Below are 22,704 nucleotides of genomic sequence, written 5' to 3'. Positions count from 1 at the left end.
AGTTTGTTTCAGCTTCCCTGAATTGATTGTTGAAAGTCAATAAAATCCCAAACAAAAACCACCTCAACCGGATGGCGAAGGTGGTCAATGGGTTGTAATTCAACCTTTGAGTAAAATTTGATCGCGAAGAAAATCTACGGGCAATACAGCGTTTCAGCGGTATCACGGCCCGTGGTGGGGTTAGTGCCGCTGGCCAGTTCACAAAGCTTGTCATTTTCCCGCGCCAAGATTAGGGCATCAGTAAAATCGGCTCCTTCAATAACTGTGGACGGCGTGATTTTGACGCTGGCGAGGAAAGCCCCCTCTAGGTTGGCATTTTTAAAATTTGCGTGGCCAATGCGGGCCGAATCTAGGACTGCCCCCCGGAGATCCGCCCCTTCAAAATTGACAAATTCGAGATTGGCCGAGAAAAAACGCACCCCCCGTAGGTCTGAGTAACTAAAATCGCAACCCCGGAGACTGGAAAGATCGTAGCTATTGTCCCGCAAGTCCTGGTGGGAAAAATCTTCTTGAATAAAGGTTCGTTTGTTATAGTCCACGGCCCAGGCCTCTGGTAAGTCGAAACTGCCCCAGGCGAAAATCATGACCCAAGCAACCAAGGCGATCGCCATTAACCGTTTACACATTGCTAGCATGCCAGTCAGCTCCCAAAGCTCTTTTCTTAAAATTCACTCAAACATATTTTATCGGGAATTGACCCCGGTAAAATGCGTCTTTAGCATCGGTCTGGGCCTAAAAAAGTGTCCTTTCTCCCAAAAAATCCTCTGCTTTTCAGAAATCCTTGAGGACAATATCAAGGAAAAAGATTCGTGTTTAAATACTGATTAATCTCTGTAAAAAAGAGTTGATTTAAGCAAAAACTCTTTATTCAAAAAAATTAAATCTTGAGCAAAGATCATTACTCAATCGACATCAATGGAGTTAACGCTTGGCCATTAAAAACCGTGAAGTTCTTTTTTCTCTCTAGCAGATCATTACTATAATTTGACAGAGGACAAAGCCAATCTATACTTAGGCATCTACACGCAGTCAGTGTTGAGAATAATGGAAAAATTAACCCTAGAGTGGTCGTTACAAAATCACCCCCACCACTACACATTTCACCAAGCTGCAACCACAAAAGTTGCCCAGAAATTGCGGCTTGGCCGAGATCCGGCCCGGTGTGACATTGTCTTTGCTGACCGCAGTGTTTCTTCTCTCCATGTGGAATTATTTTTTAGTGCGACCTTAGATGCTGCGCTCATTCAAAATCTTCGCCCCTCCAACCCCCCCCTCATTGATGGCTACCAGCTTACCCAAGGGACGGCCAATCTATCCCAGGGCAGCCAAATCCAACTCGGTCGGATTCAATTGCAGGTGTCTCAGTTAGTGTTGCCAGGCCAAACTCAGACGACCTCCCCTCCCCAACCCAACACGGCCTCAGCCTACGGTTTGAAATGCCCTAACCCGTCCTGTGGTAGGGTTTCTCGGTATGATGAGCAGGTGCTCAAACAGGGATGTCCCTGGTGTGGGTTTTCCTTAGCCGCAGCTAATACGGTGATGATGGCTCGGCCACAATCTTAAGGTTTTGCTTGTTTCTCCTCAGAATTCATTAACATGACGACATTGCAGCAGGTCTGGTTAAGCTGGAAAGATCCCCTCACGAGTGACGTTCAAACCTTAGCCCTGGGGTTACCCATTGCCATTGGCCGCGATGCCAACAGCATGCCGGCGGCGATCGCCAATGGACAACCCGTCGCCAAATTAACCCTCAATAGTTCCCAGGTTTCTCGGTACCATGCCCTCATTTCTCTCCAGGCCGATCAACTGTGGATTGGGGATCAAAATAGTAGTAATGGCGTGTTTGTAAATGGGCAGCGCCAAACCCAAAGAAGCCTGCAATCTGGGGATGTCGTGCGGATTGGCCCCTATGAAATTTCGATTACCACCACAGCCCCTAACCAACCGGCGACCCTACGCCGTTCCAGCGATTCTTTTATTCAGGTACCAGAACAACAACAGCCGGATCCCCCCAGCGGCAGTTCCCCAGTAGAAGCTTTTCCCCCCGCCATCTTTAACGAGCAATATCTGCGCCCCCAAGATTTATACGCCACCACACTGCCCGTGGAAGAAATGGACTATGTCACCGTTGGGGCGGGGCTAGGGAGCTATATTTGGGCTGATTTTTTGCGGGTATATGGTGTGCAAGTGCAGCAAATCCGCGCCCTGGGACTAGAAGCAAAACCCTATGGGCGTTACCAACGCTTGTGTATCAACTCACAAATTCCGGCCCACGAACGGCTCCGGTCAAACTCTGATTCTTGCCCCGATAACCTCTGGGGTTGGCCCAGCTACGCCCTCCGGGAAGCCTACCAAGATTTTTTGCGGGGTCATTTCCAAGCAGCCTGTCGCCATCTTTGGCAAGTATTTGGGGAACCGACCCTAATCGAAACCTATACGCCCCGGTCCGGGAATGTTTTTAAATCCATCGACCGGGAGGCACAGCGCATCGGTTGGCCCCACATTTATCGGTTTGGGCGGGTGCGGGCAATCCGAAAAACGGATGATGGTCGTTATGCGATCGCCTATTCTGCGGGCCGGGGCCGCCATGCCTTTGTCATTGGCCGTTATGTCCATTTGTGTACGGGATATCCGGTGATCCAATTTTTGCCAGATCTCCAGGACTACCGCGAAAAAACAGGGGACTTTAAAACGGTCGTCAATGCCTACGAAGAACATGATCACGTGTACAGCACCCTCGAACGCCAGGGGGGGACGGTCTTGATTCGGGGTCGGGGCATTGTTGCCTCTAGGGTGATCCAGCGCATCTACGAGGCCCGCCGCCGGAACCCCAACATTTCGATTTTGCATCTGATGCGATCGCCGAAACCCGTAGGAAACAAATTTGGCCTCGCCCAGCGACCCGTCAGTAACCACTTTGAGCTCCAACCCTTTAATTGGCCCAAGGCCTGTTGGGGCGGCACCCTCCGGGAACAATTAGAAAGCGCCGCCCCCAGGGAACGCAGTAATCTCCTGGCTGATTGGGGTGGCACCACCACTGCCGATCGCCACGACTGGAGTGACATCATCCAAACGGGCTTAGATAAAGGTTGGTACCGGATCGTTTTTGGGGATGTCGTGGCCGTCGAACCCGATGCCCAGGGACGTCCGGTGACGCGAATCCGCGAAAAAGGGATCACAGGGGAACTTACCCTCACCGCCAACTACATCATTGACGCCACGGGCCTAGACGGAAAGGTCAAAGCAACACCTTTGTTGGATGATTTGGTCACCCATTACCAACTGCCCCTCAATGCCATTGGCCGCCTCCAGGTCAACAATGATTTTGAAATGCCCGAAATGCGCAACCGCTCCGGCCGAATGTATGCAGCCGGTGCCATTACCTTTGGTGGCCCCTATGCGGCCGTCGATAGCTTTTTGGGCTTGCAATACTGTGCCCTAAAATCAGTAGAAGCTTTGGTTCAGGAAAATGCCCCCCAGGTGCGCCCCCTGCATCCCTTGGCTTCCCTATCCCAATGGTTTAAATGGATTAACAATCAAGCCCCATGACCCCAACACTCCTTGGCCGCTGGCAAACTCGACTCCTCTTGATGGGTACGGTGGGTGCCCTCCTTACAGTCTGCTTTGCAGAGGGACTCTGGGGCAATCCCGTTGGTGCTGTCTATTGGGCGATTTGGGGTTACATCACCGTCTTTGGCCTTGGCTGGGATTGTCTTTATATCTATTTGCAAAATTACCGTTGGGATCAAGATTGGCCAGCGGCGCTGCAATGGCTGGCGGCCCTATGGGAGGGGGTCTTCTTTTTACTCTTGTGGGCTGGCTTACGGAATGTTGTGGGCGTCGCTTTGCCCCTGACGGAGGATCTGTCCTTAACCTGGTTTGTGATTCACTACGGCTCAGTTTGGCTAGGGATCTTTGTGGCCTCCCAGAGTGTGATGCGTATTTTATTTCCGCGATGGCGTTTCCATGGTGGACGCTGGTTCTAGGGACACAATTTTTGCGAGGGTAGCCTTGGTATTTGACGGTAAGGTAAGAGGCGATCGCCTTTTTGCTTGAGAATTTCTCACCTGTAGCCAGACTTTTGAGATTCTCCGTTTATGATGAATAGCATCAAAGGCCCTCAGCGCCCCTTTGACGTCGCGAAATATAACCTGAAGCCATGACGAAACAGACAATCGGTTCTGGTCGATATCAAGTTCTCCGTGAGTTGGGTAGTGGAGGATTTGGCGTCACATACCTTGTAAAAGACAGCTACATGCCCTCCCAACCTATCCGTGTCGCGAAGCAGCTTCGACCCCTTGAAGATCAATCTGAAATCTATCGTCTGGTGCAGGAACGGTTTCAACGGGAGGCCGTATTACTAGAAGAACTTGGTAGCAATCCCCAAATTCCCAGCCTCTATGCCTATTTTGAAGAAGAAGGCAAATTTTACCTAGTTCAGGAATACATCGAAGGCCAAACCCTAGAAGCTCTCTTAAAAAACGAAGGGCCCCAATCCGCCACCACAGTCCGGCAAATCTTGGTGGACACCCTCGATATTTTGGAATTTATCGAAACCAAACAAATCATCCACCGGGACATTAAGCCAGAAAATATTATTCTGCGCGAGGCGGACAAAAAACCTGTGCTGATCGACTTTGGCGCAGTCCGAGAAATTATGGGCACCCAAATGATGAGCAGTGGTGCCACCCCAAAAAGCTCCATCGTGATCGGCACCCCCGGATTTATGCCCCCAGAACAAGCGTCCGGTCGGCCCGTTTTTTCGAGCGACTTGTATGCCCTTGCCCTAACGATGGTCTATCTTCTCACTGGGGTGATGCCCCAAGATTTTCAACATGATCCCATCACTGGGGAATTGACCTGGCCCAGTCAGAATATCGCGGATCAACATCTGGTGGCGGTGCTAAATTTTGCCATTAAACCCAATCCGAAAGAGCGGTTTATGACGGCCAAGGCGATGCGGGCGGCCCTCACAGCGGCAATGCCCAACAATCAAGCCACGGAGGTTGTGCCAGAAATTTTACCGACCATCGTTGCTTCTACCATTGCCACAGCGCCGGTTGGGACAGGTTCTAATGCTAATGCGCCGGCTGGTACGCCAGTAACACCGCCAACAGAGATTTCTGGGGGCGGCCAAGCGCCACCAAACTACCACGTGGCCGAAGAGCTTTCTTTTTCTGGGGCGGATTTACAGCAGAACAGCCCGAAAAAACGCGGCGCTCCCTGGGGATTACTCCTGGGCTTGGGGCTACTGGGGGTCGGGGGCTACCAACTTTATCAAGTGGTGCAGCAACGTCAAATTGCCGGGGAAGTGCAACCGGGGGTAACGCCCAGCAATCCCGATTCGGGGACAACGCCACCGGACAATGGCGCAAGTCCGAATCCTGATCCTGTTAATCCGACGACGCCGACAACACCTGTGACACCAACTACGCCCGATCCGGTTGTGACCCCCCCGACGGATGGCGTCTTTTTTGGGGCGATCGCCTTTTCGGAGGCCACGGGGGAATGGGGCTATGTGATTGACGTGCCCACCCAAGCGGAGGCAGAACAAGCGGCTGTGGAAGATTGCGAATTTTTTGCGGAGTCCGGTGATTGTCAAGCCTTGGTTTGGTTCCGTAATGGCTGTGGGGCGATCGCCATGGGGCCAGAGGCCTATGGCAGCGGCTGGGGGGCTGATATTGAGAGCGCCGAGGCAGCAGCCCTCGATGTGTGTAGTGATTTTGGCTCCGGCTGTGAGGTGGTCGATTCCATTTGTACGAGCCAATAGCCATTGTGGGCCTGGCTTCCCAAGGGGTAGAGTAATAGTCAGTTTGAATTTTCTTGGGTTTTTTCTACCATGGCCACTCCACAAACCGCCCCCTACGGCACTTGGCGATCGCCGATTACCTCCGACCTGATTGTTTCGAGCAGCATTGGTTTAGGGGCAGTGGCCTGGGCTGGCACAGATCTTTACTGGCTTGAGGGCAGACCCCAGGAAAAAGGGCGCAATGTACTCGTAAAACGTAACGCCGACGGAAGTGCGGTAGATATTACGCCGCCGGGTTTTAATGTGCGTAGCCGTGTCCATGAGTATGGTGGTGGTGCTTTTTTAATTCTCGAAGATGGCACCGTCTATTTTTCTAACGATGGCGATCGCCGCGTTTATGTCCAAAAACCCAACCAAGAACCCCAAGCCTTAACCCCAGAAAATCAGCGCCGTTATGCCGATTTTATTCTCGATGCAGCCCACAATCGCCTAATCTGCGTTAGTGAAGACCATAGCGTTGCAAGCCACGAACCGAAAAATGATCTGGTGGCGATCGCCCTCGATGCCGGCGACATTCAAGTTTTAGTTGAAGGCAATGATTTTTATACCTCACCTCGCCTTTCTCCCGATGGGAAAACCCTCGCTTGGGTCAGTTGGGATCACCCCGATATGCCCTGGGACAATAGCCAACTCTGGCTTGCTGAGATTCAGGCTGACGGCACTTTAGGGAAAAAATTTTTGGTGGCTGGGGGCAATGGTGAATCTGTGGTTGAACCCCGCTGGTCGCCCGGTGGTGTGTTGTATTTCAGTGGCGATCGCAGCGGCTATTGGAATTTGTATCGTTATGTCGATGGTGAGTCCCAAGCCGTCTATCCCGCCGAAGCAGAATTTGGCTATCCCCATTGGGTATTTGGGGAATCGATCCTGGGCTTTGTCGATGAAACGACCCTAGTCTGTACCTACAACGACCACGGTACCTGGAAACTCGCGACCCTCAACCCCGACCGCCGCGCCCTCACGCCGATCCCCGTCCCCTACAGCAGCATTAGCGATCTCCAGGTACAGGGGGAAACCATTGCTTTTATCGGCGGCGCAGCCACCCAAACCACTGCCATCGTTACTCTGGATCTGTTTACGGGGGAAACGGTGCGGGTCAAGGAAGCCAGCACGTTAAAAATTGATCCCAGCTACCTTTCTCAGCCCCAGGCCATTGAATTTCCCACAGAAAACGGCCTCACCGCCCATGCCTGGTATTACCCACCCACGAACCAAGATTTCCAAGCTCCTGCCGATACAGCACCGCCTCTGTTAGTAAAAAGTCATGGTGGCCCCACGGCAATGGCTTCAGCGAGCTTAAACCTGCGGATTCAATATTGGACAAGTCGGGGTTTTGCCTTTGTGGATGTGAACTACGGCGGCAGCACAGGCTACGGTCGGGAATATCACCAACGCCTTGATGGGAATTGGGGCATTGTCGATGTGCAGGATTGCGTCAACGTGGCGAAATATCTCGTGGCAAAGGGGTTAGCTGACGGGGAAAAATTGGCGATCGCCGGCGGTAGTGCCGGAGGTTATACCACCCTTGCCGCTTTGACTTTCCATGATGTCTTTAAGGCCGGGGCCAGCTATTACGGCATTTCTGACCTGGAGGTACTCGCCACCGACACCCACAAATTCGAGGCCCGCTACCTTGATCGTCTCATTGGCAAATATCCCGCAGAAAAGGAAAAATACGTCGGGCGATCGCCAATCCACTTCACCGAAAAGCTTGCCTGTCCTGTCATCTTTTTCCAGGGTTTAGAAGATAAAGTCGTCCCCCCGAACCAAGCGGAGCTGATGGTGGAAGCGATTAAGGCCAAAGGTTTACCCGTCGCCTATGTACCCTTTGAGGGGGAGCAGCACGGTTTCCGTCAGGCTGAAAATATCAAAAAAGCCCTCGACAGTGAATTTTATTTCTACAGTCAAATCTTTGGCTTTACCCCGGCCGAGGCTCTCGAACCCGTGGAAATTATCAACCTCTAACCAGCCCTAACGAAAATTAACCGGATCTTGGTCGCGGCGGTGGCGCACGGGGATCGGTTCTCCCTGCCTATCTCCCGCTAGTTTCGCGGTATTTTCCAAAGCCGTCCGTAAATGTTTGGCGGCATAGATGGACATATCTCTCGGTACATTCAGGCGATCGCGCAGATATCGCAGCGCTTTGTCAGAATCCTGGGGCGGTTCACATACTTCCCCGGTGATCATCGCGGTTAGGGCGCAGCGCAAAGCCTGGTCAAAAAATTGATCATTGGCAGGGTTAACCTTCACAATATTGCGGCGATGTTTAATCACCCGGTACAAGGCTTCTTGTTTCGCATTTTCCGGCTCCGGATAACCCACATCCGGCAGACCAAACCACTCCCCCTCATCCACTCTTGTTTGATTGGCTAAAGCTTGGGGTTCCCCGTTGGCATAGCACCCCCCCATCTGGGGCGGCAGATCATGGACATGGGTATGGAAATCGCTCTGGGTGCCCCGGTAGGTAGATCGAGTTTCCATGGCGTCAAACCAAGCCGCAAACCCAGGATTTTCCTCCCGTAGAGAATAGCCTTTGTAATAGTAGAGACTGGCATTCATCCGCTCCACATAGGGCGTGAAAATCACATCGACCACGCTAAATTCTTCGAGAAAATAAGGGCCTGGGGTGGCAGCGAAAGCATCTTCCACCTGTTGCACCACCTGGATAAACTTACGGCGGCCCTCTTTATCTTGTCCGGGGAATAGCGGTGGCCGACAGAGCCAATTGCACCAGGCACGGAATAATAATCTTTCGAGGCGACGCAGGGGCAAAACCCTGGGATCCGTCAGGCTGAAAGTAAGCGGCCCAAATGCCTGTTCTAGGGCGAGTAAAATATCATCACTCTCGGTGATCATGCGGCCATCTAGTTCCAGGGCCGGGAGCATGCCGGAGGGGACTTTTTGTTTGTACCAGGCTTCTTTTTCGCCATAGCAAAACATCGTCACTTTTTTGATGCGGTAGGGGATGCGCATTTCCTCTAGCCAGAGCCAGACTTTTTGGCAGTAGGGACACCAGCCATGGTTATCTCGGTAGAGGGTGACACGAATATCGCTTTCTGACTGACCAAAGAGCCGTAAGCAGGATTGGGCATTGGTCGGGCCATTTTCGTAGTCAAGTTGGAAATCAGCAAGGGCTTCGAGTTCTGGCCAACTGAGGGGGGCAAGGGTCATCGCTTTTGGGGAAATACGCAACAGTTGATTATTATGACGAAATTTTAGGGACGGGGCGATATTTGCTCAGAAAAAACCCCCAAGTTTCAATTTGGGGGCAGCATTACAATCAATCATCCAGAGAATTAACTGTTCGTGGCAGTTTCCGGGGCGATCGCCTTTTCTGCGTCGGCATTTAAACCTTGGACGTAGGTCACATTGGTCGGATAAGCGAATTCAATGTTCCGCTGGGCAAAGGCCTCAAAGATGGCCAGGTTAATTTTCTGTTGGGTGTCCATGTAGAGGGCGTAGTCGCTACTTTCAACGTAGTAGACAATTTCATAGTTCAAACTAAAATCACCATAATTGGCAAAGTGCGCCCGGTCGAAACTAACCTGTTCCTGGGCGCTAATGATGTCCTGGATGAGGGCCGGAATAATTTCCAGTTTTTCTTTTGGCGTTTCGTACAGTACCCCGAGGCTAAAGACAATGCGCCGCCGTTCCATGCCTTTAAAATTACGGATCCGTGAGCTGGTTAAATCGGTGTTGGCCATAACGATTTCTTCGCCACTGAGACTCTTCAGCCTAGTGGTTTTGATACCGATGTATTCGACAGTACCGATAAAATCACCCACGATAATAAAGTCTCCTAGGGCAAAGGGACGGTCGAGAACAATGGAAAAGTAACTGAATAAATCCGTTAAAATCCCCTGGGCCGCAAAGGCGATCGCCAACCCCCCAATCCCCAGACTGGCGACCACCGCCGAAATATCAAAGCCGAGGTTATCGAGGAGGAAGACTGCACCCACGGCCCAAAGGATGGCCCGCAAAATTGGCATCAGCGCACTAAAACTCTGCTCTAGCTCAATGTCTCCCTTGCGCAGAAGGTAGGAACGAATCGCATATTCGGCCAATTGAGAAATGAGTTGAATGCCAATAATGGTTGTGGCAATAACAGTCAAAGCCCGCACCGCTTGGTTCAGAATGGGGTGCAAGTTGAGATTCCCAATCGCCAAAAAAACGTTCCCCACATAGAGGAGACGCACTAAAGACTGACTAAGAATTTTTGTAATGCGCGGATCGAGGGTTGTTTGGGTCTTTTTGGCCCATCGCCGTAGCGAACTGAGAATGAACGCCCTGAACCCATTGATCAGGAGAAAGCCCACTACCAGCACGGCGATCGCCATGGCATAGGCGGCGAGGGTATTCCCCAAAATACTTCGGGTAAGAAAATCTAAATTCATAAAAAAAGATGCTTGAAGCTGCGTAAAAATCAAAAAAAAGAATGAACATTTTGCAGTAAATGCCCGTCCAACTTAACAAAAATACATAGAATCCGCTTCTAGTTAATGGCGTAAACGCAATCTTTCCTGGGATAGATTTTTTGATTCTTGAATTTCTGAAAATGGCGATCGCCTGCCTCCCTGCCCGGATCAGTTAGGATAATTTGAGCCCTTTTTGCCGCAATTCACGTCAACTCAACCCATGAATATCTTGCTCCTTGCCCTGGGGATTAGTGCCACAATTTTGGCGATCGCCCTCGTTACCTACCTCTTGACGGCCCGCCGTTACCAATCTGCCGACACCGTCGCCGACTCCTACGACGAATGGACCGAAGACGGCATCCTCGAATATTACTGGGGCGAACACATTCACCTCGGTCACTACGGCAACCCACCGAGGGCGAAAAATTTCCTCAAAGCCAAGGCTGATTTTGTCCATGAGATGGTGCGCTGGGGTGGCCTGGATCAACTGCCCCCTGGAACAAAGGTGCTGGATGTGGGCTGTGGCATCGGCGGCAGTAGTCGCATTCTCGCGCGAGACTATGGCTTTGACGTTACTGGCATCACCATCAGTCCCAAGCAAGTGGAGCGGGCGACTCAACTGACCCCACCGGGATTGACTGCTAAATTTGCCGTTGATGATGCGATGAATTTATCCTTTGCCGATGGCAGCTTCGATGTGGTTTGGTCCGTAGAGGCTGGCCCCCACATGCCCGATAAAGCCGTTTTCGCCCAGGAACTGCTCCGAGTCCTCAAACCCGGCGGTAAATTAGTTGTCGCTGACTGGAACCAAAGGGACGATCGCCAAATTCCCCTCAACTGGTGGGAAAAACCCGTGATGACCCAACTCCTTGACCAATGGGCGCACCCGAAGTTTTCGAGCATCGAAGGCTTTTCGGAACTGCTAGAGGAGACGGGGTTCGTCAAAGATCAAGTAATCAATGCTGATTGGAGCCAAGAAACGCTCCCTTCCTGGTTGCACACGATTTGGGTCGGGGCAATTCGGCCCTGGGGCTGGCTGCAATATGGTTTGCCTGGTTTTATCAAGTCAGTGCGGGAAATTCCCACCATTCTGCTGATGCGTCTAGCTTTTGGCACGGGCCTTTGTCGGTTTGGGATGTTCCAGGCGGTGCGGGGCGAGGGCAACCCAGTGACTGAAAATCGGACAACCCAGCAGGCCATTTCCCGTTAGATGAGTTCTCCCAAAAAGTTTTGAAAAAAGGCTTGACATCTCAAAATTCTTCAGTTAGATTGTATAACTGTGAGTCGCAAGCGAAATAAACAAAAACGCTTTCACTCAGTCCGCAAGCCCCCATCGTCTAGTGGCCTAGGACACCTCCCTTTCACGGAGGCGACAGGGATTCGAATTCCCTTGGGGGTACTAAAAAATAAAGAGAGCTTCAGTTTCGGCTGGGGCTCTTTTTGCATTGAGGCATTGTCGAATTGTGGCCATCTGGACAGCAGAAATCTTAAAGGAAATGCGGCGATCGCTTCTGGATTGGTATCAGCGGGCGGGCCGTACTTTACCCTGGCGCAACGAACCGGACATTTATCGGGTCTGGATTTCAGAAATCATGCTCCAACAAACCCAGGTAAAAACGGTGATCCCCTATTATGAACGGTGGTTAGAACAGTTCCCGACGGTGAAGACCTTGGCCGCCGCCGATTTACAGACGGTTTTGAAACAGTGGGAAGGGTTGGGATATTACGCCCGGGCGCGCAACCTCCACCAGGCGGCGCAACAGGTGGTGACGGACTTTGGGGGGCAGTTTCCCGAAGATTTAGAAAGTATTCTGCGCCTCAAGGGAATCGGGCGAACAACAGCCGGGGGAATCCTTAGTTCTGCGCGGAATTTGCCTTTAGCGATCCTCGATGGGAATGTCAAACGGGTTTTGGCACGACTCATTGCCCTAGAGGTGCCGCCAGCAAAAGCGTTGGATGTGCTGTGGGACATTTCAGAAACCTTGCTTGATCCGAAAAATCCCAGGGATTTTAACCAGGCACTAATGGATTTGGGGGCGACCCTCTGCACCGTTAAACAGCCAGATTGTCCCCATTGTCCCTGGCGCAACCATTGCCAAGCCTATCTCAACCATCAACCAACCGCCTTTCCCCGAAAAGCCCCGAAAAAACAGATCCCGACCAAAAAGCTGGTGGCGGCGATCGCCTTTAATCTGGAGAATCAAGTTTTTATTCAACAGCGGCCCCAGGATGGGCTCTTGGGGGGACTCTGGGAATTTCCGAACCGCGAGGGTGAGATTAAATCCCTGCTCATACAATTATTTCCTGATGCGCAGTATGAAAGAAGTTTAAACACGGTTTTTCATGCCTATACCCATTTCAAAATTGAGCTGGAGCCTCGAATTTATCGCGTTAATTTATCGGGCTCAGGTTGGGTGTCGCTCCAAAGCCTTAAGGATTATCCTTTTTCAAAAGCCCATTTAAAAATTATCGAGCAGTTGCAAGATCCTCAATTAAGTCTGCCCCTTTAACGTTTTTTGCCGTGGCATTGCTTGAATTTTTTGCCACTGTTGCACCAACAGGGTTCGTTTTTCTTCGGTTGGACGGGCGGCAGAATATCCCCTTCGAGGTAAAACCAACGGCCTTTTTCCTTAATAAATTGCGATCGCTCGTGGAGTTGACCCACTGCCTTACCTTCCTGGTACACGGCGACAAATTCCACCATCCCTGTTGCATCCTGGGGCTGGCCTGCCTCCGTTGCCAAAACATTGAGATTTAACCAAAAAACGCTGTTCGCTGTAGCTGTAATCAGTTGGCGACTATCGGGGGTGTGGCGGCTGGGGTGTTCCGTCTTCAGCAGGTAATCCACATCCCGAAAACAGTAGGCCGTGTAGCGTGATCGCATCAGGGCTTCGGCGGTGGGGGCAGCCAGTTGACTTTCGAGGTAGGGGGCACAACATTGGGCCAGGGGCTTTTGACTGCCACAGGGACAAAGACGGCTAGGGCGATCGCCAGAAATTAACACAGGATAATTTTGTAAAAGAACAGCTTTATTTTACCGAGCTTCCCAGTTTCGAAAGTCTATTTAAACGGTGTAAGCCAGCCCCGTTGGATTCCCAAATTCAGCGCCAAAGCCGTCAAGCCAAACAGCAGCAAATTTTCACCACAGGCCGCCACAAAGGGCCAACCATTTTGGGCGATCGCCGATCCCGCATCCACCAAGGCCACTCCCCGCACCAGGGCAAACGCAGCAATCACCCCTGCATTGAGTTGGGGATTCTCGTCAGTACGCACCGCATAACGATAAGTCAGGGCAAACAAGGCCCCCGATAAGGTCGAAGTTCCCAGGTTCACCAATAATGTGAGGGTGCCAAGGCCGCCACCAAAATTGAGGGGCAGTCCCTCAGAACCAACAAAGCGATGGAGCAGCAAAAGTCCGAAGCTGAGTAATCCAGCAGTTACACCACCGGCGATCGCTGTTTTCAGAGAAGCAATGCGTTCGGCGGCGGTAAAACGAGAAGAAGTCATGGTAATCGGGCCGTAAATGGTTTGGAGAGTTTAGGCGTCTGGCGCAGACTACTGGCCTAAACACAAAGGTAAACGAATCTCCACCATGGTGCTATCCGTCGAGGGCGTTGTGATTTTTATTTCACCGTCATACTTTTTTAGGATATTGGTGACAATTTTCAGACCGAGGCCCAAACCTTGCTGTTCATAAAATTGGCGATTGAACTGCTGAAAAGCTCCTACCCGCTGGATTTCGGCTTCTGTCATGCTCCGGCCCTGGTTGGTGACTCGCAAAATAAACTGATCGGCGATCGCCTCACTGGTCACTTGCACCGGACTCCCAGGGGGGGAGAACTTAAAGGCATTTTCCAGGATTTCTGTAATCAGGGTGGTGAAATCATCATAGTCGATTAATCCCTGAGCTTCCCCGAGCTCGGTCTGGAGATCAGCTTGGCGTTTTTCCTGAAAAGCAATGGTTTGCATGATGTCGGCCATGGTGATCGGTTTTGGGCCATCGTGGGGCCGAGGTTTTAGTGATTGCGGGTTTTGTAAGCTTAGTTCTAGGGAGGTGTAGGTGAGAAACTTTTGGGTTGTCCTTTGGAGTCTCAGGGCGGAGTTATAGGTCAGTTCCAAAAAGGTTTGCTGCTCTTCGCAGGACATGGTGTTGTGCTCATCCAGGAGAATGCTCAGGCCGCCGATGATCCCATTGAGGGGGGTATTTAGTTCGTGGGGAAAGCTGGCCGCTAAGTTACCCTGGAGCGCTTCCAGGTTATGGCGTAGGAGGATCACGGTATTTTCCTGGAGTTGGGCAAATTCATGGAGTTGGTCATACTGGGCCTTGATCCGGAGGAGGGACTTCACCCGGGCTTTGAGTTCGAGGCCATTAACGGGTTTACTGATAAAGTCGTCGGCCCCCGCATCGAGGCAGCGCACGAGGTCATATTTACTGGTGAGGGCCGTCACCATAATCACCGGGATCATCACCCAATCGGCATTCCCCTTGAGCCTGGCACAGACTTCAATGCCATCCATGTCGGGCATCATCACGTCTAGCAGAATTAGGGAAATGGGGAACAGTGCTAGGTTTTCGAAGGCTTCGACACCACTGGAGGCATATTGCAGTTCATAGCCTTGGTGACCGAGGAGAGCTTCCACGACATCAAAGTTGCGGGGTTCATCATCAACGACCAAAATAATCGGGTTGCTCATCGCTAATCTGAGGTGGCCAAGGTTTCTTGGATTAAGGTGGTCAGTTGACTTAACTTGACGGGTTTCGCTAGGTAGCTGTTGGCCCCGACAGCTAGGCATTTTTCGGGATCATCAGCCGTCGCTAGGGCTGTCAGGGCAATGATCGGGGTTTGGGCTAGGTGGCGATCGCCTAACTGACGAATGGTTTGGGTGGCCGCTAGACCATCAAGGATCGGCATTTGCATATCCATCAAAATAATATCCGGTTGTTCCGTTGGGAGTAAATCGAGGGCTTCCTGTCCATTATTGGCCAAAGTAACGCGACAGCCCTTGGCCTTGAGGTAGCGGGTGATGGTCAAGGCATTGCCAGGATTATCCTCCGCGAGCAAGACCCGACATCCCTCTAGATCGACCGGCTTTAGCACAACATCGGGATTATCCCCAGCGGCCCCTGGTTCCGTCTGCTTCCCAGAAAGGTTTTCATTGAGGATATCTGGACAGGGCAAACAAAAGGAAAAACAACTACCGACCCCGGGTTTACTGGTCACATGGACGGTGCCCCCATGGTTTTCGACCAGCCTTTTCACAAGGGCAAGCCCTAAACCCGTGCCATCATAACGGCGATTCAGGTCACTATCGATCTGGGAAAACGGTTGGAACAGACGCGGGAAATCCTCGGAGGCAATGCCAATGCCTGTGTCCTGTACCCGAAAACACACTACATATTCAGGGAGCTCTGGCGTGGTCTTGGTGGGGTGTTGCAGGAGATTGACTTCAAGGGTGACTTTCCCTTGGTTGGGGGTAAATTTGATGGCATTGCTGAGGAGATTGATCAAAACCTGGCGGATTCGCCGTTCATCAATGAGTAATTGAGGGAGATAGCGGGCAATCCGGGTCGTCAGTTGAATTTGTTTTTCGTGGGCCTGGTGCCGCACAAAGATCAGACTGGATTCGCACAGATCGGCGATCGCCGTTGGTTCCCGGTGAAATTCCAGCCGGTCAGCCTCAATTTTGGCGAGGTCAAGGATATCGTTAATCAGCGTGAGTAAATGGGTACCTGCCATTTCGATGGTTTGGACGGAGCGATGCTGTCTTTCGTTGAGGGGGCCATACACCTCTTCCTTGAGGGCTTCGGACATCCCTAAAACCGCATTCAGGGGGGTGCGCAGTTCATGGCTCATGTTGGCGAGGAATTCATCTTTGAGGCGGGAGATCCGGGCGAGTTCGAAGTTGGTGGCCTGGAGTTGATCTTCATAATTTTTTCGGTCGGTAATATCGCGGGCGGCGGAGTAGAGTTTCTGCTCCATCGGGATACAGTGCCACTCGATCCAACGGTAGGAACCATCCCGACAGCGATAACGATTGACAAAGTCGATGATAGGTTTCCCGGTTTGTAGGGTGGCTATTACTGCCTGGGTGCTCGTGAGATCATCGGGGTGGATGTAGTCGAGGAGATTTTGACCGACCAATGTTTCTGGGCCATAACCAAAGGTCTTTTTCCACTGCTGATTAAGGCGGATGACATTGCCTGCTAAATCGGTAATGCACAACAAATCCAAGACCACGGAAAAGAAGCGGTCTAACTCTTCGGTTTTTTCTTGGAGTGCTTGTTGGGCTTGTTTTTGTGCTGTAATGTCGACGACTACACAAAAGACTTGATCGGTATTGGGCAGTTGGGAGGCACCGAGCAAGATGGGAACCCGGGTGCCATCCTTACGGTAGTATTCTTTTTCCCAGGGTCGGATATGACCTGTTTGTTGCAATTCGGCGATCGCCTGTCGATCTCGCTCCAAATGTTCCGGCGGTGTCAGGTGTTGCCAATCTAAGCCCTGGCTCTCAAACTCAGTGCGACTATAGCCAACCATGGTGAGGAAGCGGTCATTGGCCTCGAGAATCTCCCCGGTTACCTTGACCCAGATCATCCCCACGATAGTGGTCTCAAAAATTTTCCGGAGGCACATTTCACTGGCTTCTTTGGCCTGGATGGCCCGTTGCCGTTCTGTAATATCCTGGGCAATACCCACAAGCCCCACAATGGTATCTGATTCATCCTGGAGAATCCCGAGGGACAGGGACACGGTTTTGCGATCGCCTGTTTTGGTGATGTAAGTCCATTCCCGGTCACGGTGGAGATTTTTATGGAGACAGAGGAGGCGGAACACTTCAAAGTTAGCTTCGACGGGGCGGGCGAGGGTCTGGCTCAGTTCGGTGGCGATCGCCTCTATTTCCGTCGGGTCATGGAATAACAGGGGTGTTTGTTGACCAATGATTTCTTCGGGGGCATAACCCAACATCTCAGCGGCTCCCCGGTTATAGGTTTGGATGATCCCCTGGGGGTCGGTGGCAATGATCGAGAGGTTGGTGCCCCTAAAGATCAGATTCTGGAGATGGCTGATGCGCTCTAATTCATGGGTTCGTTTGGCGACTTCGGCCTCAAGGTTTTGGTTGAGCTGCTGGAGCTGGTGTTCGGTCTGCCGTCGTTGGTCAAGTTCCTGGGCGAGGGCTTGGTAGGTGCTGGCCTGTTGGAGGGCGATCCCCAATTGGAGAGCCAGTTGCCGCAGGAGAGAAATTTCTTCGTCGCGCCAATCCCGGGGGCGATCGCATTCACTCACCGTGAGCAGTCCCCAGAGGCATTCTTTGTAGACGATCGGGACCAAAATTTTTGAACGTATCTGGATACTTTCCAGTAATTCCCGGTGGCAGGAGGTCATCTTCTGGGTGTAGATATCGTTAACCACCCGGCAGCGGCCATTATGGGCATAGTCCTGCCAATGCTCAAAGAAACATGGATCAAAGGCACTTTGGTGGAGCAAGCTACTTTGATCAGGGGCGATCGCCTCCGCAATCACTTTCACCTGGCCATCGGGTTGAATTTCCCACACCGCCGCCCGATGACATTGGAATAACTGCCAAATTTCCTGGACAGCGGTTGCCAAAATTTCCGGTAACTCAAAGGAGGCATAGATTTGGGCCGAAACTTTACTGAGGAGGCGTTCCTGCTGGAACTTATTCCGAAGGGCGATCTGGGTGGTCTTGATTTCCGTCTGGAGGTAGGCATTGTGTTCTTCCAGGAGGACAATTTTTTCCGCCTCAAGGACATGCACCCTGCGCTGGAGGGTCGCGGCCCATTTGTATAGTTCTAGGGGATTGATCGCCCGGATCAGATCCGTCGTGGTGAGGATGCCTTTTAAAACTTGACTGTGGCGATCGCTGACGACAACCGCATGGCGGCCCCCATGTTGATCAATCCGTTCCTGTACCATCCCCAAAGAATCCGTCGGTGTCACCACAAACGGGAGGGGACTCATCACATCCTCCGCCAGATAGTTTTCCGCAGCGAGGCCCAAGGCTTGGAATTGCACCAAATCCCGCTCCATAATTAGACCAATGGGCACTGCCGGTGTGGCGATCTCCGTTGCCTGGGTGACCACCACCGAACTGAGCCGCCGCTCCGTGAGCCTTTGGATAATTTGGGGGAGGGGGGTCTGAGCAGTGACGGTACTCACTTGGGGGTTCATCACCTCCGCCACGGAACGCACCTGCAACAAATCACTCGGATCCGCGCTGTGGAGTAAACCTTCCTGGGTCAGGAGGCCCGTCAATTGCCCTTGCTGATCTACAATCGGCAAATATCGCGCCTGGGTTCCCTGGAAAAGGTTGACGATCGCCGCAAAACTATTGAGTTCTTCTTCCTGAATGGTGATCACCGGTGTTTGCATCACAGTTTCAACGGTCAGCGGTTCGGTTTCAGCCCCCAGCACACTGAACTGTAAAATATCCCGTTCCGTCACGATTCCCACCAGCTTGTCCGCTGAGCTCACTAAAACGCAACTCCCTCGCCCCTCCACCACCATCCGCTCGATGGCTGAAGCCTCTAGGTTACAGGCTTGACGGGCCACCTGCATTTTGGCGATCGCCTCCCGGAGAGGACAGGTGATGTTAACCACCAAGGGATCACGAATCACAACCAACGATAGCTTCGGAGCAATGGGCATGGGAGCCAAAACAGTAAGATGAAATTAATAATTAACCCAAAAATGAACCCAGCCATTACAGAGGAATATCCACTGCGTTTGACGAAAGATGTACCCTAACCGATGTTATCTCTAATTTTAAAGTTGCTGGGTTTACCCCTCACAATTCTCCCCATAAGCTGTAAACAATTGGAAAAAAGGTTCACATTATGAGCGATGTTGTTTTTGTTGGGGGAGGTCATAGCCATGCGATCGCCTTGAGAATGTGGGGGATGCAACCCCGGGCCGATGTCCGCCTGAGCCTCATTAGTGATGTCACCTACACGCCCTATTCCGGCATGCTCCCGGGCTACGTGGCCGGTTTCTATGACTATACCCAAACCCACATTGATCTACGGCGCTTGGCCCATTTTGCCCAGGCAGACTTTTTGAAAGATAAAGTAATTGGTCTCGACCTCACCCAGAAAGTTGTCCATTGTGAAAACCGTCCCCCTGTCCGCTTTGACTATCTCTCGTTGGATATTGGCAGTACCCCGGCAACAGAAACCATCCCTGGGGTAAAAGCCTATGCGATCGCCGCCAAACCTGTTCCCCAATTTCTCGACGCTTGGGAAAAAATCCTCGATGCTACGACCCAAGCGCCCGACCAACCCCAACGGATCATCATTGTCGGTGGCGGGGCTGGGGGTACAGAACTCACCTTTAATATTCACCATGCCCTCGGTCAACGTTTAGCTTCTCCCCAATTATTAGAGTTGCACCTCGTCCACCGGGGCCACCAACTCATGGGCACAAACAAAAATCCTGGGGTCAGTCGCCAAGCACAAAAGCTGCTGCAACGGCGGAATGTCCAAGTTCATCTCCAGGAAACAGTCGTTGAGGTGACCCCCACAGGGGTACGGTGTCAGTCGGGATTGGTGCTGACGGGCAAAGTGATTTGGGTGACCCAGGCTTCGGCACCATCTTGGCTCAGGGAAAGCGGTCTGCAAACTGACAATCGGGGTTTTGTACTGGTCGATCAAACCCTGCGATCGCCATCCCATCCCTTTGTGTTTGCCGCTGGCGATATTGCCACCATGCGCGACGAACCGCGACCCAAAGCAGGGGTTTTTGCGGTGCGCCAAGGGAAACCGTTACTGCGAAATGTACAGCGGGCCATCCTGGGGGAAACACCAGCGGCCTACCATCCCCAAAAACGCTACCTTGCCCTCATTGGCACGGGGGACAAACAAGCTTTTGCGACTTGGGGAAAATTGAGTTGGCGATCGCCTCTGTTGTGGCGCTGGAAAGACCACATCGACCGCAAATTTATGGCGCAATTTTCTGACCTGCCCCAAATGTCCCAGACAACCCAATCCCTGTCGGCAGAACAACCCAAAATGTATTGTGCCGGTTGCGGTGCCAAGGTCGGCAAAGATATCTTAACGAGCAGCTTAAAGAACTTACACTTACCTACCCACGCTGATGTGGTCGTGGGCCTAGAGCAGCCCGATGATGCGGCGATTATTCAAATTCCCAAGGATCAACTCCTCGTCCAAACCATCGATTATTTTCCGAGCTTAATCAATGACCCCTTTTTACTCGGCCAAATTGTCACCCACCATTGCTTGAGTGATCTTTACAGCATGGGCGCAACTCCCCACAGTGTTCTCGTGCTCGCCACATTGCCCCACGGGAAAGCCAGGGTGCAGCAGGGAATCTTGCAACAATTGCTCGCAGGGATTGTCGAAGTTTTAAATCAAGACAAGATTGCCCTAATCGGTGGCCATACCAATGAAGCAGATCAATTGGGACTAGGTTTAACCTGCAATGGCCTGTTGCAAAAAGACGCAATTTGGCGCAAAACAGAGGTGAATTCAGATCAATTGCTGATTTTGACAAAATCTTTGGGCACAGGGACTCTTTTCGCCGCAGAAATGCAAGGACAAGCCAAAGGCCATTGGCTCGATGGGGCGATCGCTTCTATGGTGCAATCGAATAAAACCGCCGCTGAAATTTTACGGAAGCATGGGGCCACAGCCTGTACCGATGTAACCGGATTTGGGTTAGCAGGCCATCTCCTGGAAATGTTGCAACCCAAGGATTTTAGTGCGGAACTCTACCTTGACCAATTGCCAATCCTCAACGGAGCTAGGGAGACCCTGCAACGGGGTTTTACCAGTTCCCTCGCGCCTCAAAATCACACCGCAGAACAGTTTATTCAAGTCGCTCCAACCCAACGGCAATGGCCAGAATACGAACTACTCTTTGACCCCCAGACCTCCGGCGGCCTCTTGGCGGCGATCGCCCCAGAAAATGCCCAGGCCTGTCTCCAAGCCTTACAAAGCAACGGCTATGCCCAAAGCGCAATCATTGGCCGGATCGTTAATCCCCCAACAAGCCAAGCCCAGATCAGCATCGCCTAGGGAACCGGCACAAAATCATAGCCGAAGCCCGACCGTTGCCCCGGTTGGACGGTGACCATTTCTAAAGCCTGGTTGCGATCGCCGGAGGGGAGAAACTGGACGGTTTGGGCGGCCCCCGCTGCGGAAAAATCAGGATTGGCCAGGGCCTGTTGCAAACCTTGGCGATCTGCCGTGGGGCTTTGCTGAATGCCTGTCATGAGGGCGATCGCCGCATCATAACTGAGAGCCGTGCGCCAGTTCACATCGCCACCCCAGAGGGCGCGGGACACCTGGGTAAAAGTGCCATTGGGATGGTTCAGGATGTGCCAGGGGATCGCCACCACCATTCCTACCGCGTCATGGCCACCAATTTGTAAGGTTTCTGGCTTGTAGAGACTATCCCCAGCGACAATAGGCAACTGGTTTTCATTCACCTGGACAATTTGGAGCGCTTGATTGAGGGTTGGGGTGTCGGTCACGAGGGCGATCGCCGTTGCCCCTTTATTTTTCGCGTCCGTTAATGCTTGGGCACCATTAAATCCCCCTGGGCTTACATCCACCTCGGCCACCACCGTGCCGCCCCGGGTAAAGAGTTCTGTGGTGAGGCTGTCTTTGAGGGAATTACTGTAGCCGCTGGTACTGTTGAAAAAGACCACCACCTGGCGTGTGTTGAGCCGATCCAAGAGGTAATTGGCCAGGGCTGTCCCCGTAAAGCGATCGCTCGGCACCGTCCGAAAAATATAATCCCCTGCCGTAGAAAGGGACACTGCTGTACTCGTGGGGGAAATCATCACAAGGCCCTGGGCTTCGTAGATTGCAGCCGCCGCCAAACTGGTATCACTACTAAAATGCCCAACCACCCCCAAAATGTCCGTTTGATCTGCAAGGGCTTGGGCCACCTCAGCGGCGATCGCCGGATCGCCATCATCGTCAGCAATGACCACCAAAAACCCCCGACCCCCATCGAGGGCTTCCTTCTGAGCCTGGGCCACGCCCCGCAAAATTTCCTTCGCGCCGTTTGTGTCCGTATCTACCGGTAAAGAAACCACTACGGCGATCGCCTGGGGATTGGCGGTTTGCTGTTGAATTTTTGCGTTATTCAGATAAATCAGCGTTTCCGGATCGTTGGGGCTCGCCTGGAGAGACGCTTGAAAGAGCCGAATTGCTTCTGGGAAATTTCCTGCCCCATAGGCCGCAATGCCTTGTTCTTTGTCCGGTTGGCGATCGCCTTGTAACAGTAATCTTTCCCCCCGGCTGAGGCGGTTTGTCATTTCGCCGCGCCCAATCACATCCCCCAAGGACGTCGGTAGCTGGAGAGATTGATTTTGATTGAGGAACCACCAGCCCCCTGCCCCTAATAAACCCAAAGTAATGACTAAAGCGCCCAATAATGCTGCCGTATCATTCTTTTTTGCCATGGCTTTTTCTCTCCTCGACGACCAAATGCCTCT

General features: G+C 52.1%; 16 protein-coding genes and 1 tRNA gene. 9 read left to right on the top strand and 8 right to left on the bottom strand.

Features of this window, described 5'->3' with window-relative positions; all coding sequences use genetic code 11:
• Positions 1-134 precede the first annotated feature (134 nt).
• Positions 135-635 (bottom strand): pentapeptide repeat-containing protein, encoded by a 501-nt coding sequence (locus AWQ21_RS13635; protein WP_065715003.1) that lies wholly within the window; start codon positions 633-635, stop codon positions 135-137.
• 409 nt (positions 636-1,044) lie between these two features.
• Between AWQ21_RS13635 and AWQ21_RS13630 the strand changes: the two genes are divergently transcribed.
• The 5 genes from AWQ21_RS13630 to AWQ21_RS13610 all read left to right on the top strand — a co-directional run bounded on the left by AWQ21_RS13630 (position 1,045) and on the right by AWQ21_RS13610 (position 7,771).
• Complete coding sequence (locus AWQ21_RS13630; RefSeq protein WP_065715002.1) at positions 1,045-1,563, top strand: FHA domain-containing protein; 519 nt, start codon at positions 1,045-1,047, stop codon at positions 1,561-1,563.
• Positions 1,564-1,596: 33 nt separating this feature from the next.
• Positions 1,597-3,549 carry an FHA domain-containing protein gene (locus AWQ21_RS13625; protein ID WP_065715001.1) on the top strand — a complete coding sequence of 651 codons (1,953 nt, stop codon included), beginning with the start codon at positions 1,597-1,599 and terminating at the stop codon, positions 3,547-3,549.
• Positions 3,546-3,986 carry a hypothetical protein gene (locus AWQ21_RS13620; protein ID WP_065715000.1) on the top strand — a complete coding sequence of 147 codons (441 nt, stop codon included), beginning with the start codon at positions 3,546-3,548 and terminating at the stop codon, positions 3,984-3,986. Before AWQ21_RS13625 ends, AWQ21_RS13620 begins: the two co-directional genes overlap by 4 nt.
• Positions 3,987-4,159: 173 nt before the next feature.
• Positions 4,160-5,770 (top strand): protein kinase domain-containing protein, encoded by a 1,611-nt coding sequence (locus AWQ21_RS13615; protein ID WP_065714999.1) that lies wholly within the window; start codon positions 4,160-4,162, stop codon positions 5,768-5,770.
• Between the two features lie 69 nt (positions 5,771-5,839).
• Complete coding sequence (locus AWQ21_RS13610) at positions 5,840-7,771, top strand: S9 family peptidase (RefSeq protein ID WP_065714998.1); 1,932 nt, start codon at positions 5,840-5,842, stop codon at positions 7,769-7,771.
• A 6-nt stretch (positions 7,772-7,777) separates the two neighbouring features.
• Here AWQ21_RS13610 and AWQ21_RS13605 read toward each other — a convergent pair whose 3' ends face one another.
• Both AWQ21_RS13605 and AWQ21_RS13600 read right to left on the bottom strand, forming a co-directional pair.
• Positions 7,778-8,977 (bottom strand): glutathione S-transferase family protein, encoded by a 1,200-nt coding sequence (locus AWQ21_RS13605; RefSeq protein ID WP_065714997.1) that lies wholly within the window; start codon positions 8,975-8,977, stop codon positions 7,778-7,780.
• A 125-nt stretch (positions 8,978-9,102) separates the two neighbouring features.
• The gene (locus AWQ21_RS13600) at positions 9,103-10,200 is read right to left on the bottom strand and encodes a mechanosensitive ion channel family protein (protein ID WP_065715371.1); all 1,098 of its coding nucleotides are present in this window, start codon (positions 10,198-10,200) and stop codon (positions 9,103-9,105) included.
• A 241-nt stretch (positions 10,201-10,441) separates the two neighbouring features.
• Here AWQ21_RS13600 and AWQ21_RS13595 point away from each other — a divergent pair, with 241 nt between their 5' ends.
• The 3 genes from AWQ21_RS13595 to mutY all read left to right on the top strand — a co-directional run bounded on the left by AWQ21_RS13595 (position 10,442) and on the right by mutY (position 12,731).
• Positions 10,442-11,431, top strand: coding sequence for a methyltransferase domain-containing protein (locus AWQ21_RS13595; protein WP_065714996.1), 990 nt, complete (start codon positions 10,442-10,444; stop codon positions 11,429-11,431).
• A gap of 116 nt (positions 11,432-11,547) precedes the next feature.
• Positions 11,548-11,620, top strand: a tRNA-Glu gene (locus tag AWQ21_RS13590).
• A gap of 64 nt (positions 11,621-11,684) precedes the next feature.
• The gene (gene mutY / locus AWQ21_RS13585; RefSeq protein ID WP_232314991.1) at positions 11,685-12,731 is read left to right on the top strand and encodes an A/G-specific adenine glycosylase; all 1,047 of its coding nucleotides are present in this window, start codon (positions 11,685-11,687) and stop codon (positions 12,729-12,731) included.
• Here the strand turns inward: mutY and AWQ21_RS13580 are convergent.
• The 4 genes from AWQ21_RS13580 to AWQ21_RS13565 are packed head-to-tail and all read right to left on the bottom strand — an operon-like array spanning position 12,728 to position 18,890.
• The gene (locus AWQ21_RS13580) at positions 12,728-13,225 is read right to left on the bottom strand and encodes a YchJ family protein (RefSeq protein WP_065714995.1); all 498 of its coding nucleotides are present in this window, start codon (positions 13,223-13,225) and stop codon (positions 12,728-12,730) included. The two genes, mutY and AWQ21_RS13580, sit on opposite strands and share 4 nt — an antisense overlap.
• A 56-nt stretch (positions 13,226-13,281) precedes the next feature.
• Positions 13,282-13,728: a hypothetical protein gene (locus tag AWQ21_RS13575; RefSeq protein ID WP_065714994.1), complete on the bottom strand. Its 447-nt coding sequence runs from the start codon at positions 13,726-13,728 to the stop codon at positions 13,282-13,284.
• A gap of 48 nt (positions 13,729-13,776) precedes the next feature.
• Positions 13,777-14,916, bottom strand: coding sequence for a hybrid sensor histidine kinase/response regulator (locus AWQ21_RS13570; protein WP_065714993.1), 1,140 nt, complete (start codon positions 14,914-14,916; stop codon positions 13,777-13,779).
• 2 nt (positions 14,917-14,918) lie between these two features.
• Positions 14,919-18,890, bottom strand: a complete 3,972-nt coding sequence (locus AWQ21_RS13565) for a PAS domain S-box protein (protein ID WP_065714992.1) — start codon at positions 18,888-18,890, stop codon at positions 14,919-14,921.
• Positions 18,891-19,078: 188 nt separating this feature from the next.
• On the opposite strand from AWQ21_RS13565, the gene selD reads away from it, so the two are divergent.
• Positions 19,079-21,274, top strand: a complete 2,196-nt coding sequence (selD, locus tag AWQ21_RS13560; protein ID WP_065714991.1) for a selenide, water dikinase SelD — start codon at positions 19,079-19,081, stop codon at positions 21,272-21,274.
• Here selD and AWQ21_RS13555 read toward each other — a convergent pair.
• Positions 21,271-22,671, bottom strand: a complete 1,401-nt coding sequence (locus tag AWQ21_RS13555; protein WP_065714990.1) for an ABC transporter substrate-binding protein — start codon at positions 22,669-22,671, stop codon at positions 21,271-21,273. The two genes, selD and AWQ21_RS13555, sit on opposite strands and share 4 nt — an antisense overlap.
• Positions 22,672-22,704 lie beyond the last annotated feature (33 nt).

It is taken from the genome of Picosynechococcus sp. PCC 7003 (assembly GCF_001693255.1).
Classification (GTDB): domain Bacteria; phylum Cyanobacteriota; class Cyanobacteriia; order Cyanobacteriales; family MRBY01; genus MRBY01.
This window is presented reverse-complemented; position numbering and strand designations above follow the sequence as displayed.